Here is a 16,100-nt window from a genome sequence, read left to right on the forward strand (position 1 = left end):
CGCTAAAAGTCGCGCCAATCAGGCTCGCTTTTGGCGAAGGCTGGTGCGGGTTTTGTCGGATTGGTGTCTGCCGTGCCCAGGGTATCATCTCTACTATCCCAGCAGGCGTCAGCACTCCCGGGCGTTCGCCCTCCTGTTGGACGCATTGCGATACCGCATTTGAAAGGCCAGCCTTGGAAGTTAAGAGTGGGGCTTGTGAGCAATCGACCTGACCAAGACAGCTGGTCTTGAGCCCGACTACTAGCTGAAAGAAGATCGGCGGCCACGCCTGCCGGCCACCGAACCTTTTAATCTACCGTCAGATGGATCGGGCGAGACCTCCACTCCGGCCCGCAAAACCGTGCGTCTCCCGGATCAGATCGACCGCCCGGCACCCCATGACCACGCAAGGCGCCATCGTGTTGCTGGTGGTGATACGAGGCATGATCGAGGAGTCCGCTATGCGAAGGCCGTCGATACCGTACACCTTAAGCTCGTTATCGACCATTGACATGCCATCTCGTCCCATCTTGGCCGTGCAGGATTGGTGCCAGTAAGCGACGGCCGAGTTGCGGATAAAATCGATCATGCCCGATCGATCTCGCGGCCTGACGCAGTCTCTCCGCTGACCAGCGGCGTGAATGCCTCGCTGTTTCCCAGGTCGCGGCATAGCTCCACTGCGACCAAAACAGCAGCCATGTCTTCTTCCGGCTCACTGAGCGAATTTGGCTCGATCAGGATGGGGCCATTTGGGTTCGGGCCGGAGATCCGAAATCGACCACGACTTTTGCGCTGGGCGAGACCGTTGAACATCGTCCAGCCATGTTCCGGCGTTTCGAGGCCGGTTTCGGTCGGCGAAGGCACAGCGAATTCCAACTGGCACTGGAGAATGTCCGGCTGAACCAGACACGAATCGCTCTTCCAGTAAGGTTTTGCTTCTCAGCCGCCGCCGATGCCCTCCTGTTTCCGGTGGGCCCCGGTAAAGCCAAATGCGAGATGATCCTGATGGTTGCGACCAACCCCGGGTAGGTGCTGCAAACGGGAATCCCGTGCGATTGTAGTTCCTCTTGCGGGCCTATGCCCGACTGCATGAGGACTTTCGGCGTGTTAATCGCTCCCAGTGACAGCACTGTCTCACAGCGCGTGGTGAACCGTCGACGCTGGCCGTCGATCAAAACTTCAACGCCCGTCGCTCTCGTTCCGTCGATGATGAGGCGCGTCACCAGAGCATCGGTCAGCACCGTCAGGTTCGGTCGCGACATGAGCGGACGTACATAGGATCCGAACACGGCCCCTCGCCTGCCATCCCGGATCCGCAGTTCAGCGATCGACGCGCCGCCTGGCCCCTCCATCATTTCACCGTTGGGGGGTATCGTAGACGCGAATGCCAATCGTAGACGCCGCACTCAACAGGCTTCAGCGACGGGTTGGGGAGCCTTTAGCTGCGCGACATATAGGCCGGCCCTCCCTTTACGCGCGGTTTGGGAAATAAGGATCGCGCCCACGACCAACGCGACCGCGCCTATGCGTCTTCCCAGCGCTTCGGTCGATAATGTCGGCATACGCCACGTTTTCAGAAAGAAATTCCCACCTCAATCGACGGCGCCGAAAAATGAAAGCTATAAATTCTATATATTTCATAGCAGCATTAAGTCACTTGGGGCCCAGGAGCCCAAAAAGTGGAGGACGCAATGACGCGACAGATCAAACTTGGTGCCTTCTTGCCGGGAGGCGGGCAGCATATCGCATCTTGGCGCCATCCCGACCAGCCACTCGACGGCGCGGTGAATCTGAAGTTTCATATCGAGCTGGCGAAAGCTGCCGAACGTGGACTGTTTGATGCGTACTTCCTCGCGGACGGGCTGGCCGTCGCGTTTGGCGGGGGCGTCGAAGGCGGAAACGCCAAAGTGGCAGGTTTCGAACCGGTCACGCTTTTCTCGGCGCTTGCCCCTTTTACCGAGCACCTCGGTTACATCGCGACAGCATCCACAACCTACGAAGAGCCTTACTCGGTTGCCCGCAAGTTCGCGTCGCTTGATCTGATCTCCGACGGACGCGCTGGGTGGAACGTCGTAACCACCGCCACCGAAGCTGCCGCAAAGAATTTCAATCTGGATCAGCAACTGCCGCATGCGGCCCGATACCGACGCGCGGCCGAGCATGTCGAGGTGGTCAAGAAACTCTGGGAGAGCTTCGAGGACGACGCGTTCATCCGGGATCGGGCAAGCGGCGTCTACTTCGATGTGGATAAGGTCCACCGTACCGACCATCGGGGCGAGCACTTTAAAGTCGAAGGCCCTTTGAACGTTCCGAGATCGCCGCAGGGACATCCGGTCATCGTGCAGGCCGGCCAATCGGAAGACGGTCGTGGTCTCGCTGCATCTACGGCTGAAGTCATCTTTACGGCTCACCAGAAACTGCACACTGCTCAGGAATTTTACAGGGACATCAAGAGCCGGGCGCGCGCGATCGGAAGAAATCCGTCCCACATCCTTGTCATGCCGGGCGTTTCTCCTTTTGTCGGATGCACCGAAGAAGAGGCCCGCGAGAAGTACGATCGGCTAACGAGTCTGATTATCGAAGAAGACGGTCTCGCGCTGATTAACGCGCTCAGCGGAGGTGAGCTTGATCTCGCTGGTGCCGACTTGGATGGCCCCCTGCCGCCGGCGCCACCGACAGAAGGCATGAAGAGCCGTCAGGAGCTCATCAGGCGGATCGCCGACGAGAACAATTTCTCCATACGCCAACTCTACCAGTGGATCGCCTCAGCTCGCGGACATTTCACCGTGGTCGGATCAGCCGTCCAGATCGCCGATACACTTCAGGAATGGTTCGAGAACGAAGCGGCCGATGGTTTCAACATCCTGCCGCCCTGGCTGCCGACGGGGCTGACCGATTTCGTCGAACTGGTGGTGCCCGAACTACAACGCCGCGGGCTTTTCCGCACCGCTTACGAGGGCAAGACGCTTCGCGAAAACCTTGGACTCCCCTTCCCGCAAACGCGCTGGGTATCCGACTTTAACGAAGCCGCCGAGTAAGGAGGTAACAATGTCGCTCGAAACCGAACAGAGATACGTCCCCACATTTAGCGAGACGCTCGCATCGCGCGACTTCCCGACGAACTCCCTATTGTCTGGAACAGGAAAATTCCTGTCTCGTTGGGGGCTCCTCATCGCTTTCGCTGTGCTCTGGCAGATGGCACCCTCGATGGGATGGACAAACCAGGCTGTCCTGCCGACCCTAAGCTCGATCCTGACGGCACTTTGGGTTGGCCTCAGCAGTGGCCCGCTTTTGAACGATATCGCCATCAGTCTTCAGCGGGCCGGCATCGCCTTTGGGGCGGCCGTGATCGTCGGCATTCCGCTCGGCCTCTTCATGGGACAGGTCAAGCCGATCGAGCGAAGCCTCGATCCAATCCTGCAGCTCTTTCGGCAGACATCCGCCCTGGCTCTCTATCCGGTGTTTATCCTGCTACTTGGCCTTGGCGAAACATCGAAGATGTTCGTGATCTTCTGGGCGACGCTCTTTCCGATCCTCCTTGCCACCATTGGCGGCGTCAAGCAGGTCGATCCGAAGCTTCTCGAGATGGCGAGGGTTTACGGGGCAAAGCCGCTGACGATCTTTCGCCGCGTCGTTCTGCCGGCATCCCTCCCCCAGATCTTCGTCGGCCTGAGGCTCAGCGCCACCACGTCGCTCTTGCTGCTCATTGCTGCGGAAATGATCGGGGCGAATTCCGGCGTCGGCTTCCAGGTGATGAACGCCCAGTACAATTTCCAGATTCCGCTAATGTTCGCGGCGATCCTGCTGCTGGCGCTGCTCGGGCTTGCAGCCAACTTCGTCCTGGAACTGCTGCAAGCCCGCCTCTGCCGCTGGTCCAAACCCAGGCCCTAGTTTCCAAAACCACACCAATCCAATTCTCGATGGAGTTCAAACAATGACGTTGATTTCACGCCGTTCATTCGCCGGGTTGGCCGCGGCTCTGGCAACGCTTTACATCTCTATTCCCGGAGGCGTCGTGTTTGCTGCGGAGCCCGAGGAAGTGACGATCCGGTATCTCGCAAGTCAAGGGGGCCTTTCCGGCCACGAATTGGCGGATGCTCTTGGATATTTCAAGGGGACCGGGATCACCCTGCAGGACGTCGGCTATGCGCAGGGCGGACCAGCGTCTCTCTTTGCTCTCGCATCTGGCAACGTGGAACTTGGGAGCGCTGCGACCGCCGCCGTCCTGAACTCCATCGCCGGAGGCAACGACTTCGTTGCAGCCTACGCTTCGAACGGCATCAACAAGACGACCGAAAGCATATTCTATACCCTCGAAGGCAGCCCAATTAAGTCCATCAAGGACCTTGAAGGCAAGACGATCGCCGTTAATACGCTTGGAGCGCACTTGGACTACACCGTCCGCGAGGCGCTTCATTCCGTCGGCCTCAAGGAGAACGCCGCCAAGCTCGTCGTCGTACCAGGCCCGCAACTGGAACAGGTTCTGCGCTCCAAGCAGGTAGACATCTCCGCCTTCGGCTATTGGCAGAAGACCTTCGAAGGCGCCGCCCTCAAGAATGGCCCGCTCCAGAAGGTGTTCGGTGACACCGACGTGCTCGGCGAAATCTCTGGCGGCTTCGTCGTCTTGCGCCGCGACTGGATCAAGGAGCACCCACAGGCGGCCAAGGTCTTCGTAGAGAAGTCACAGGCAGCCCTGGAATTTGCCCGTACTCATCCCGACGAGACCAAGGCAGCGATCGCCAAGGTTCTGGCCGCTCGCGGCGAGAACGCGGATATCGCGCAATATTTCACTGGCTATGGCGTTCGCGAAGGTGGCAAGGCAATTCCCCGCGACCTTCAGTTCTGGATCGACATCCTTGTCCGTGGTGGAACGCTACCAGCTGGTAAGCTGAAAGCCGAAGACATTCTGTACGACCCGGCAAACTTTGCCGCCGCGAATTGAGGATCAGCAAAATGGCGCTCGCTGATGTGACCCCCCGCGGTGAAGTTTCGATCAAGAACCTCTCGAAATCCTACTCCATCAATGGACGCCCGCTGAATGTGCTGAGCGGCGTCAATAATCGGGTGAGCCCAGGCGAGTGCCTCGCAATCGTCGGCGCGTCCGGTTCGGGCAAGACAACCCTCCTGCGGGTGCTGGCCGGTCTGGAGGATGCAGATAGTGGTGAGGTCTCGGTCGACAGCCAGCCGATCCGTGGCGTAGGCAATGACCGCGCCGTGATTTTCCAGGAGCCGAGACTGCTGCCCTGGCTTTCGGTTCTCGACAACGTTGCGTTCCCGCTCGAGAACCGCGGAGTAAAGAAAGCCGAGGCGAGGCAACTCGCCGCGCGATATGTGAAACTCGTCGATCTTGCCGACTTTGCAGAGGCTCTACCATCACAGCTTTCCGGCGGTATGGCCCAACGGGTCGGCATTGCCAGAGCGCTGGCCGTCCAGCCCGAAATTCTGTTGCTGGATGAACCGTTCGGTGCGCTTGACGCAATGACGAAGATCTCGATGCAGGAAGAACTTGCCCGCATTTGGAGCGAGGAAGCAGTCACCATGATCCTGGTAACGCACGATCTAGAGGAAGCCGTCTTCCTCGCGGACCGGGTTCTGATCCTTTCCAAGGATAAGGCGCGAACGCACGAGATCGAAATTGACTTGCCGCGCCCGCGAAACAGGAGCGACAGCAGGTTCGTGAAGCTGCGCCAGGAGCTCCTCAGCGAGTTCGGCTTCCACTGAACGCCGAAATCTTTGCGGCTTTCGAGGCCGATAGCCAGCGCTCTAGAGCCCACGATCGACATCTCGGCCGAACGATTGCCTGACCCCAGATCCTGGCTTCGCTGCCTTCCCTTCGTTCGCTTATTGGCTGGTGGCGGCGTCGATGCTGCCGAGCTTCATCAGCATCCTTCGCCTTGATGCCAGATGCCGCGGCCCGCCTGCATCCATTCCACGCCGCCATAGTCCAGCACGCCGTTGCCCCAGTCGCCCTTTCGAAATAGGTCGCCCTCAGGAAGAACGGTGACAGTCGCGAGGCCGGAATGCGGATGACTGTTGACGCCGCGAGCAATCAAAGTGTCCGCATCTATCCGACCAAGAAAGACGAAGGCTTGAGACAGTGCCCGAGGTCCGACGGGCCGCTGTTATCCAGCCGACGCTCGAAGGACGCTGCTCCTTTGCCACCGCGGGATCGATCGCGCTTTTTCCTCCTGAACTTGATCTTGAACGGCTTCTTGCGGTGCGATTGACACTGGTGGCATCGCGGCTGCATCCGCTCGCACAGTTGGCGGAGGCGATTTCGCCCGAGCAGCTCGCCGAGCACATCCAACTGGTGCTGACGGACAGGTCCAGCCTTTCCGATGGTAAGCAGTTCGGGGTTCTCGCCGCCAAGACCTGGCGCATCGCCGACCTCGGCGCGAAACACGCTTTCCTGAAAGCCGGACTTGGGTGGGGCAGCATGCCGACCTGGATGATCAAGGCCGACCTTGCCGCCGGCAGCCTCGTCGAGCTTAACGTCGATCAAGGGGTCTGGCCGCAGGGTAACCAGATGCCGATGCAATGTGTGTGTGTGTGTGCCGTCCACCGGATCGGGCGCGCCTCCCGGCCCGGCGGGACGTTGGCTGATCGAACGCCCGCGCGACCGGGCACAGCGTTGCGCCGGGCGGGAAGAAACCGTGTGCCGGATAGGCTGACAACACAAGCGGGCGACATACCCCTCGTTCGGCGGTGTAAAGCGCGCGACAGAGCGTTCTAAAATCAATAGGAATAGCAATGCGGTTTCGAGGCGCTTCCATGGACGTTCTGAAATCCGATAGCGCCCGTCACCCGCCGTCAGCTAGGCGTGCTTCGATGCGGAGCCCGGCGTTCTCGTTCTCCCGGAAACGCCGTTTTCCAAAAAGCGGGCATTCGGCTGGGTGTGGACATCGGCGTGACCTGACCCCGAGTGGGCTTTCAGAACAGCCGCATTCTACGGCCGGAAACATCACGGACCAGTCATCGCGTGGGCTAGAACGTCGGCTGCGTCCACATGAGCCATGGTCAACTCGACCTCAGCCAAAGTGCTCTGAGCAGCGGCTGAAAGTTCTTTCTTGCCCTCCGTCTCCCTGTTATCGTGAAGTTAGGAGACAGCGCCATGAGCGAGACCCGAAAGCTGGCCGCAATCCTGGCCGCGGACGTGGTTGGGTACAGCCGGCTTGCCGGCGCCGACGAGGACCTCACCCTGGCGAGGTTGCGGACACTGCGCAGCGATCTCATCGATCCGACGATCGCCGTGCACCATGGCCGGGTGGTGAAGCGCACCGGCGATGGTGCGCTGGTTGAATTCCGCAGCGTGGTGGACGCCGTGCGCTGTGCCATTGAGGTGCAGAACGCAATGGTGGAGCGCAATCACGGCGTCGCGCAAGACCGTCGCATTGAGTTCCGGATCGGTATTCATTTGGGCGACGTCGTCGAGGAAAGCGATGGCGATCTTATGGGCGACGGCGTGAACATCGCCTCGCGGTTGGAGGGCGTCGCCGCGGCGGGAGCGATCTGCCTGTCCGAGGATGCCTATCGCCAGGTCAAGGCGAGGCTCGACCTCTCGGTCAGCGACCTCGGCAGCACACAGCTCAAGAACATCGCCGAGCCGATCCGGGTCTATTCACTGCAAGTCGGCAGCGCAGGGACCCAATTAGCCGCGACCCCGCAAATCACGACGAGCCAACCGGCGACGGCAACGTCGCCCAAGCTGTCGATCGCCGTGCTGCCCTTCGCCAACATGAGCGGTGACGCCGAACAGGACTACTTCGCCGACGGCATCTCGGAAGACATCATCACGGCGCTATCGAAGCTGTCGCAGCTCTTCGTCATTGCTCGCAATTCGTCGTTCACTTTCAAGGGCAAGAACGTCCATGTGCAGGAGGTGGGCACGAAGCTCGGCGTGCGACACGTACTTGAGGGCAGCGTACGCAAATCGGGGAACAGGGTACGCATCACCGCGCAGCTCATCGACGCGACCACCGGCGGGCATCTATGGGCTGAACGGTTCGATCGCGACCTCACCGACATATTCGCGGTTCAGGACGATGTCACGCAACAGATCGTCAGCGCGCTGGCGGTCAACCTGACAGAGGGCGACCGGCAAAAGCTTACGCCGGTCCAGACCCGGAACCCCGAGGCGTACGACTGCTTCTTGCGTGGCCGGGAGCTGTGGCACCGGCTGACGAAGCAAACGAACAGTGACGCCCGCGACCTTTTGCAACGTGCCGTCGAACTGGAACCGACCTTCGCCTCGGCGCACGCCTTCCTCGCCCTTACCCACGGGCTCGACTACCTTAATCGGTGGAGCGCGTTGCCGCACCACTCGCTCGAGCAAGCCGAAGAGGCCGCGACGCTGGCGGTAGCGCGGGATGGTAACGATCCCGTGGCGCACTGGTCGCTGAGTCTGGTCAACCTCTACTTGCGACAGCACGATGGCGCCATCAGTGAGGCCGAGCGTGCGATCGTCCTCAATCCGAACTTCGCCGAAGGCCACGTCAGCCTCGGCGAGGCACTTGTCTATTCAGGTAGGTCCGAGGCGGCACTCGCCTATTTCGATCGGGCGAGGGTCCTGAACCCGTACTTTCCGGATGTCGTTCTTCACTTTCAGGCCTCGGCTTTGTTTCAACTGGCAAGGTACGAACAGGCCGTCGAACTGTTGCTGCAGCGCGTGCGTCGCAACCCCGTTACCGATGTCTCGCGCGCGCTTCTAGCCGCCTGTTACGGGCACCTCGGCCGTTTCGAAGCGGCTCGCGCGACATGGCAAGAGGTACTGCGCGTCAATCCCGACTACTCCTTGGAATACCGTCGCAAAGTCCTGCCCTTCAAAAACCCCGCCGATTTCGAGCTTGTCATGGAGGGGCTACGAAAGGCCGGTGTCGTACAATGAGGGTGATTAATGTCCGATCTTGCCAGTCACCGTTTTCGCTGCAGTTCGAACGCGGAAATGACGGCCAGCGAAAACATGAATGGCAGGATGAAATAGAAAAGCCTGAAGACGAGTAGGGCTGCCAGAACGTCTACCTCCGGCACATCTGCCAGGCCGGTGATGAAACCTAATTCGAATACGCCCAGCCCACCCGGAGAATGCGAGATAATAGCGGCAGCGAAAGAAAAGACGAAGACGCCGGCAACAACGGGGAGTCCGGGATTCGACGACACGGGCAACGCTAGATAAATGATAAGGGTAGCGGCGACGATTTCCGCGGATGACACGATGACTTGTCCGACGGCGACGGGAAACGATGGATAATTTATCACCGTCGAGCGGATAGAGAACGACTTCTTCGGTACCAGAGATATCAGCATAAATAGCGCGACGAAGCCGAGCAGGATAATGCCCGCGCCGCTGCTCAGCTCAACCGGTAAGGTATCTAGAAAAAGGTCAACGATCGAGGGCTGCCAGACGAGTACGGCGCCCATGACGGTTACGACCCCGAGTGCGAACGTGAATGCGCAGAAGACGACAAGCACCGCGACCTCACCCCCCGTCAAACCCTTCGACGTGTAGGCGCGATACCTTATGACCGCCCCCGAAAAGACCGAGGCGCCAACTACGTGCGCGAAGGCGTATGTCGCGGCAGCGCAGGCGTGAGCGAAAAGCGGACTGACTTTCCGGCCAAGATAGTTCAAGGCGAGCCTGTCGTAGAGGCCCAGCATAGCGTAAGCGGCGAGCCCGGAGAGCCCGCTGCCGATCCAGGTCGCAGGTGGTAGCAAGGCCAGTTTGGCGCCAATCTCGGCAAAGGACAAACTTCGCAGTTCCCGGGAAAGGAGCCACACGCTGACCACCAGAGCGGCAATGCCCACAACTTTCCAAACATAATCGGTCAGGGATTTCCGGTTCGCACCAGGGAGATGATCAGGTGGTCGTTGTGGAGATCGATCAGTCATGAACAACTCTCGTCACTGTGTCCTTACCGCTCCCTACACGTCGTCGAGAATCTCTCGTCGCCGATAAATGCGCATCCTCGAGCCGAGGACCCGCCATGGCCAGCGCGATTGACAAATGCTACCAGCATGACGAACATCTCCTTCGCGCGCAGAAACGCGCGGGAAGGGTTTCGGTTCACGATATCTGAATTCGAAATATCTTCACTCGGCTGAGATTATTCCTTCGCATAAATCAAACAGCGGACTTCGATCGATTTGGTTTTACCTACGGACCGCCTGTGGGATCCCAAAGCCATTCCGGACATGAACGATGGAAGAAGACCAACAGTCAAGGTGATTGATTTATTGCCCACTATCCACGTGGTACCGTCAAAAGGTCGCCGATTTCCGCTAACATGGCTTTCAGCCTAGACGCACGCAATGCCGGCTGCCGTTGGCGGTGCCCTATAGGTCGATTGGTGTCGGTTCTCGCTCTGGGACAGGCGGTCTGGCCGGAGAAGGAGCCGGCAGACGGAGGAGCGGCTTTTCCTCGGAAGGTGACTGCCGTTGAAGCGGAGGTGTGACGGATGCTTCGTCAGCCGATCCGGTTCGATCATCGACGTCAGCTGGTCCAGTCCCATCGTGTTGGGGATAGAGTTTGAGCGCGTTGGCGCAACTGGTCATCTCATCAACCGCCTCGTAAAACCGGGAAGGTTCAGTCCAGCGATCACATTGCCTTGATATTGCAAGTGTTGCTTTTGGCGAGGGTTAAAAGCGCATCAAACGTGAGTTCTGGGAATGCTAAGCCATTTTCGCTATATGCGATCGTGAGCTGCGATTTACTTTTGTCAAAACTGACGTTGACCCAGTATTTTCGATTTTGCTTGAAGAAAAGCTGCCAAGGAGGCGAGGACACCAAGAGCTCGGCACTTCCATTGATGAATGCCTCGCCGCACCTTCCCTCAACTATTTTGACCGACCGCTTACTGTTTGTCATTTCCCCCGCGAGGGCGGCTCGCAGTCACGTGCGCGGTTTCAGGTTTTCCGGGTCGTAGATCGGCTTGTAGCCGACGCTGATGACTTCAACCGGGTAGGTCTCGGCGAAATACTCGACATTCAGCTTGCGGCCGACCTGGCAGTATTCCTGCGGGAGATAGGCGAGCGCGATGTTCTTGCCGACCGATGGACCGTAGGCGACGGAGGTGGTGTAGGAGATGCGGCCGACACTATCGACCAGCGTCTTGCCGGTTTCCGGGTCCATGACCGGCATCGAGCCCACGGGGTAGCGTTTGACGCCCTTGCTGTCGGTGTTCTCTGTCATGACTAACGTGCAAAGCATCGCCGGCTGGTGTTCGCGCGCCTTGTATTCCAGGTGCTTAGCCTTGCCGCGGAAATCGGCTTCCTTGACCTTCGGACGGGCGAGGTCGGCTTCCAGCAGGTTATACTGGGTGAGCAGGTCGCCGTTCTGCAGACGCAGCGACTTTTCCATGCGGCGCGAGTTGGCGTAGGTCTCGACGCCGAACGGCATGACGCCAGTGGCGCGCAGCGCGTCCCAGACGGCCAGGCCGTCCTCGTACTTCATATGCAGTTCCCAGCCCTGCTCGCCGACATAGGAAATGCGGAAGGCGGTGACCGTCTTGCCCGCGATCTCGACCGGCTTGATGGCCGCGAAGGCGAAGTTTTCGGGGTCGAGCGCAGCCGGATCGGCCACGACCTTCTTCAGCGTGTCGCGGGCGTTCGGACCCCAGATGCCGATGGTGATGAACTTTTCCGAGACATCGGTGATGGTGACGTTAAGGCCGCGATCCTCGGCCACTCGCTTCATGTAGTGGAAGTCGCGCGGGCCGGCGTCGGCGCCGTTGATCAAGCGGCAGCGGTCGGTCATGCGGATAACGGTGAAGTCGGCGCGAACCATGCCCTCATCGTCGAGGAAGTGGGTGTAGATGCCCTTGCCGATGTTGCCGTCACCGCCGATTTTGGCGGCGCAGAGCCATTCCAAGAGCTCGACATGGTCTGGGCCTTCGAGGTCAACCATATGGAAATGACTGAGGTTGACGATGCCGCAATCCTCGCTCATCGCCAGGTGCTCGGCATTGGAGACGCGCCAGAAGTGGCGGTTGTCCCACTCGTTTTCTCGCACCGGAACGCGGTCGCCGTATTTCTCCAGCAGGTGCTCGTTGGCCTTGTAGCCATGGGCGCGTTCCCAGCCGCCCAACTCCATGAAGTAGCCGCCAAGCTCCTTCTCGCGCTCGTAGAAGGGCGAGCGCTTGGCGTTGCGGCCGGAGGCGTAGGGCTCGCGGGTGTGAACGGCGGGGAAGTAGATCTTCTGCGCGGCCTCGTAGCAACGGCCGGCGATGAATTCCTCAGTCAGTTGGTGCGGATAGAAGCGGGCATAGTCGATCGAGTTGTGGTCGATCTCGGTGCGGCCGTCGGTCATCCAGTCGGCGATGAGCTTGCCGTAGCCGGGGCCGTCCTTGACCCAGATCGCGACGCAGTACCAGAGGCCGCGCACCTTCTGGCTCTCGCCGCAGGAGGGCCCGCCGGCGGCGGAGACCTGCAACAGGCCATTGAAGGAGTGACCTTCGTTATAGCCGAGTTCGCCGAGGATCGGCGTCAGTTCCATGGCTTTTTCGAGCGGCTCGAGGATCTGCTCCATTTCGAGGTCGCGCTGCGAGGGCGAGAGGCGCGCTTCATGCTTCTCGAGCAGTTCGCGCGGATGACACATGCGCGGATTGGTAGTTTCGTAATAGCCCCACTCGATCTGGCCGCCCTCTGTCGTCTTCGGGTCGCCGGTGTCGCGCATATAGGCCGAGTTGCCCTGGTCGCGCAGCAACGGGAAGCCGATTTCCTTGCCCGTGCCCTCGAACTCGTTGTAGGGGCCGAAGAAGGTCAGCGGGTGATCGACCGGCATGACCGGCAGGTCCTCGCCGACCATCTCGGCGATCAGGCGGCCCCAGAGGCCAGCGCAGACGATGACGTGGTCGGCCGTGATGGTGCCGCGATGGGTGACGACGCCCTTGATGCGGCCGCCTTCGACGATCAGCGACTGGGCCGGCGTGTTGCCAAATACCCTGAGCTTGCCGGACTTCTCGGCTGCATCAACCAGCTTGCCGGCAACGGTCTGCGAGCGTGGGATGACGAGGCCGGCGTCGGGATCGAACATGCCGCCCTGGACCTGATCTTCCTCGATCAGCGGGAACATTTCCTTGATCTCCGCGGGCGAGACGTAGCGGGCGTTGGTGCCGAAGGCCTTGGCGGAGGTGAGCTTGCGCTTGATCTCTTCCATCCAGGAGTCATCGCCTTTGCGAGCGACTTCAAGGCCGCCGATGCGGGAGTAGTGGCCCATCTTCTCGTAAAAATCGATCGAATACTGGGTGGTCCAGACCGAGAGATAGTCGTGGCTGGTGGTGTAGCAGAAGTCGGAGGCGTGGGCGGTCGAGCCGATGTCGGTCGGAATGCCCGATTTGTCGATGCCGACGATGTCGTCCCATCCGCGCTCGATCAGGTGATGGGCGATCGAAGCGCCGACGATGCCGCCGAGACCGATGATGACGACTTTTGCCTTGCTTGGAAATTCCGCCACGTGCCCGTTCCTTCTTGGTTCTTCGACGAATGTGCCATGCCACATTCATTTTCGATTCTAGGTCAGACCTCTTCGCATAAAAACCACGGTGTTGGGCAGCTCATATTCGTCATTGGCTCCGCCTCCAGCGACATCGGCGCAAATGCTCCTGAACGGGTTGAGGCTTGATCAAACTCGACATCGCCGCTCGCCGTGGCCTTAGCCGACCAGCGAACCAAGATCTGATCGCGGCTATTGGCTATACCGAGGTCTAGAGAGTTGTGTTGCAAACTCGAATTTTTTACGACTGCCGGCCTAAAGCCAACTGCAAGACCAGCGCATTCCGCGCCCAGGACGGCGACAGCTAAGGTCCCGGCCACAGGAATGTGTGAAGGTCATTGCAGTTCGCCCACGTCCACTGCCACGCGGAATTGCCTCGCGGGCAGCGATGTGAGCGTCCGTCGGACAGGTACCTAAGCTTGCCTTTTGAGTTTTTGTTGGTGGGGTGACCGGGGTTTGAATCGTGCGTTTTGCGGGTGCTTGTATCGCCACGCAACGACCATCTCGTTCCTGGTGATTGGAGTCGCAGATGAGCGGGCAGATCCGGATCTTCTGCATGCGAAGTTGCTCAAGGAGAGTTACTGATGGCTCCAACGCTGCAATTTCGAACCTCCTATTCTTGGCGAATTGTGAGAGAGCCCTTCGACTCGCGGCGCCCCAGAGACCGTCCTCATTGCCTGCTCTGCAGCCGACCCGATTGAGTTCTTTCTGAATCGAACGCGCCAGATCACGATCCCGCTCAACATCCGATTCATCTGGTTGCGGATTAAGCGCAGCAACTCGACCCGCAGAAGCGGGTACACCCACCCCTGGAGTTTGCGGTTGGGCGGCCCCGTCTGGAGAGGTTTCCAATTTGGCGACCGCCTCGTCGGAAGCAAGCTTTTCAATGTTTCTTATTTTTGCCTTTGCAAGCTTTACGAATGCTCCGTTCGGGTACTGCTGGAGATAGGCATCGAATTCATTGCGGTCAGACGATGCCTTGATCGTCTCCCAGAAGACAAGCTCGGCCGCATTGTCGTGCTTAGGATCGTTGCCTGTTGTTGATTCCTGCTCTACTAGCGGCTTTAGCACTACCTCACCGGTCAGCGACGAACTATCCCAAGGTACCTGTTTGCCGTCAGTGGCCTCGAGCACATCCCGGCGAACGTCTATCAACTCACGCGTGATATCGTGCCCTGGCTTTCCAAGATGACGCAGGAGGGCGGCGGTGAACGGCGAGTTTCGCCCTACTCCATCGAGCGCGACATTACCGGGTTGGGTAGCGAAGGCGATGAGTGAACCGATACCGCTCCCGACCTTGGCCAGGCCTCGGCCGATCGAAAAGGAGCGGGTGCCCATAGACCGGGCGAGATTGACCGCAAGTGGATTATCTCGGCAGGCATCGAGGAACACCAGGTTCACGTGCGTCTGCCGCTCCATAGCAGACAAAACCATGTTCATCGGTACGGCTTCGAATTCCAAGTCGATGTAGGAAAGAAGCGTCGCATCGACAGGCGCGATGTAGTTTTCGAGCATGTCGTGCCCGTATTTGTCAGCGAAATCCTTGATCGACACCCGGAGCCGCCATCAAGCTTGTTTCAGTGAAGTAATAACCCGCGCGATTGCTCCCCGGTCCATGCTCTTTGATGCCGGGAACGTGGTAGGCGCCGATCTTGCCGGGCGAGACCAATAAGGAGAACGGCGCCTTGCGGATACAGAGATCCTCGGCCGCTTCCTTCCGACCGATGAGCCGTGGTGTGATTATTAGCGTTATATTGATTCACTCGCGGCAAGCCTTAGCTGCTCGCTGCTTCATGAATATGCTTTTTGTTGACCGCCTAACGGTCTCTGTACGAGGACTGGGTCGGTCTCGATCCGTGTGCGAGCACCCCACATGTCAGAGGCTTTCGGCACGCGCATGCATTCTGGGGATGACTCAGCCTTTGAGAATTGCCCGATGGACATGTCTCCCCCCTGACCAGGGAGAGACGAAAGCCATGCCTTGCTGCTCGACGATCGGCGCCTTGGTAGGGACGCGATCGTAGGGGTCGATGATGTCCTGGTCGAGCAGGTGCACGCAGCCCGAAGATACGGCCTTGCCGATCGAGCGCCATTCCGGATTACTGTGCAGACGGTAGAGCTGTCCTGGCCGTCAGAAGATGTAGAGTGCTCGGGACCATATGCGCACCGAAGCGCCGCTCCCCGCCGAGACCTAACACCGGTATCTCGAGCGGTTGCTTTTTGTACCCGAGTGCGGCCACATGGTCAGCGGTGAGGGTGCGATACCATTCCATACCGCCGCGCGTGCGGCCAGGAAGGGCCATCGCTTTGCGTAGATCTGGCCTTCATGGCTGAGCGGTTCTACGATCACAGCACCTTCAATCCGGCGGACATCGAACTATGCGAGTAAAAACCTGCTTCCGGCCAAGACGAGGGTGTTCATTGAGTTCGCCATCGAGGTCTTCCAGCGAGAGCGATACCCGGCGCGCTTCGCAGCTAGCCTTAGATAGACATCGCCGGATGAAATGAAACGTCGCCTCTTTATCGGGGGCCATAAGCTCGCGGTCGCACTCGGACCAGCAACGGCGGCCCCCGCGTCTATCAAAGATCTTCGAATTTCGTCGGCCAGCAGGTATTCGTCCTCGACCACGAGGAT

Annotated in this window: 11 protein-coding genes and 4 pseudogenes; 7 read left to right on the forward strand and 8 right to left on the reverse strand. The window is 59.4% G+C overall.

Annotated elements, in window-relative coordinates; all coding sequences use genetic code 11:
• Nucleotides 1-37: 37 nt before the first annotated feature.
• A pseudogene (locus RGCCGE502_RS38410) lies at nt 38-163 on the forward strand (LysR family transcriptional regulator); the annotation flags it as partial.
• 135 nt (nt 164-298) lie between these two features.
• On the opposite strand, the pseudogene RGCCGE502_RS39325 reads toward RGCCGE502_RS38410, so the two are convergent.
• Nucleotides 299-1,456: pseudogene (locus tag RGCCGE502_RS39325) on the reverse strand (GMC family oxidoreductase); the annotation flags it as partial.
• 214 nt (nt 1,457-1,670) lie between these two features.
• Here RGCCGE502_RS39325 and RGCCGE502_RS30825 point away from each other — a divergent pair.
• From RGCCGE502_RS30825 to RGCCGE502_RS30840, 4 genes are read left to right on the forward strand one after another with little or no spacing between them, the layout of a single operon-like run.
• Entirely contained in the window at nt 1,671-3,017 is a 1,347-nt protein-coding gene (locus RGCCGE502_RS30825; protein ID WP_019280438.1) for an LLM class flavin-dependent oxidoreductase, read from the forward strand.
• 10 nt (nt 3,018-3,027) lie between these two features.
• Nucleotides 3,028-3,870 (forward strand): ABC transporter permease, encoded by an 843-nt coding sequence (locus RGCCGE502_RS30830; protein ID WP_016558151.1) that lies wholly within the window; start codon nt 3,028-3,030, stop codon nt 3,868-3,870.
• Nucleotides 3,871-3,913: 43 nt separating this feature from the next.
• Nucleotides 3,914-4,921, forward strand: a complete 1,008-nt coding sequence (locus RGCCGE502_RS30835) for an ABC transporter substrate-binding protein (RefSeq protein WP_016558152.1) — start codon at nt 3,914-3,916, stop codon at nt 4,919-4,921.
• 11 nt (nt 4,922-4,932) lie between these two features.
• On the forward strand, nt 4,933-5,700 hold the full coding sequence (locus tag RGCCGE502_RS30840; protein ID WP_016558153.1) for an ABC transporter ATP-binding protein: 768 nt from the start codon (nt 4,933-4,935) through the stop codon (nt 5,698-5,700).
• Nucleotides 5,701-5,858: 158 nt separating this feature from the next.
• Here the strand turns inward: RGCCGE502_RS30840 and RGCCGE502_RS35970 are convergent, their stop codons facing one another.
• A complete protein-coding gene (locus tag RGCCGE502_RS35970; RefSeq protein WP_016558154.1) occupies nt 5,859-6,032 on the reverse strand; it encodes a pirin family protein in 174 nt (57 codons plus the stop codon).
• Between the two features lie 44 nt (nt 6,033-6,076).
• Here RGCCGE502_RS35970 and RGCCGE502_RS30845 point away from each other — a divergent pair, with 44 nt between their 5' ends.
• Together RGCCGE502_RS30845 and RGCCGE502_RS30850 are read left to right on the forward strand one after the other, a co-directional pair.
• Nucleotides 6,077-6,712 (forward strand): substrate-binding domain-containing protein, encoded by a 636-nt coding sequence (locus RGCCGE502_RS30845; RefSeq protein ID WP_016558155.1) that lies wholly within the window; start codon nt 6,077-6,079, stop codon nt 6,710-6,712.
• Between the two features lie 378 nt (nt 6,713-7,090).
• Nucleotides 7,091-8,863: an adenylate/guanylate cyclase domain-containing protein gene (locus RGCCGE502_RS30850; RefSeq protein ID WP_016558156.1), complete on the forward strand. Its 1,773-nt coding sequence runs from the start codon at nt 7,091-7,093 to the stop codon at nt 8,861-8,863.
• Nucleotides 8,864-8,889: 26 nt separating this feature from the next.
• Here the strand turns inward: RGCCGE502_RS30850 and RGCCGE502_RS30855 are convergent, their stop codons facing one another.
• The 6 genes and pseudogenes from RGCCGE502_RS30855 to RGCCGE502_RS38435 form a co-directional block, all read right to left on the reverse strand.
• Nucleotides 8,890-9,864, reverse strand: coding sequence for a lysylphosphatidylglycerol synthase domain-containing protein (locus RGCCGE502_RS30855; RefSeq protein WP_081647336.1), 975 nt, complete (start codon nt 9,862-9,864; stop codon nt 8,890-8,892).
• A 706-nt stretch (nt 9,865-10,570) separates the two neighbouring features.
• The gene (locus tag RGCCGE502_RS30860; protein WP_016558158.1) at nt 10,571-10,840 is read right to left on the reverse strand and encodes a hypothetical protein; all 270 of its coding nucleotides are present in this window, start codon (nt 10,838-10,840) and stop codon (nt 10,571-10,573) included.
• Nucleotides 10,841-10,864: 24 nt separating this feature from the next.
• Entirely contained in the window at nt 10,865-13,426 is a 2,562-nt protein-coding gene (locus RGCCGE502_RS30865) for a GcvT family protein (RefSeq protein ID WP_016558159.1), read from the reverse strand.
• A gap of 294 nt (nt 13,427-13,720) precedes the next feature.
• Complete coding sequence (locus RGCCGE502_RS34785; protein ID WP_016558160.1) at nt 13,721-15,019, reverse strand: caspase family protein; 1,299 nt, start codon at nt 15,017-15,019, stop codon at nt 13,721-13,723.
• Nucleotides 15,020-15,446: 427 nt separating this feature from the next.
• Nucleotides 15,447-15,584 (reverse strand): annotated as a pseudogene (locus RGCCGE502_RS38430) (L,D-transpeptidase); the annotation flags it as partial.
• 31 nt (nt 15,585-15,615) lie between these two features.
• Nucleotides 15,616-15,774, reverse strand: a pseudogene (locus RGCCGE502_RS38435) (alpha/beta fold hydrolase); the annotation flags it as partial.
• Between the last annotated feature and the right edge of the window lie 326 nt (nt 15,775-16,100).

Source organism: Rhizobium grahamii CCGE 502 (assembly GCF_000298315.2).
GTDB lineage: Bacteria > Pseudomonadota > Alphaproteobacteria > Rhizobiales > Rhizobiaceae > Rhizobium > Rhizobium grahamii.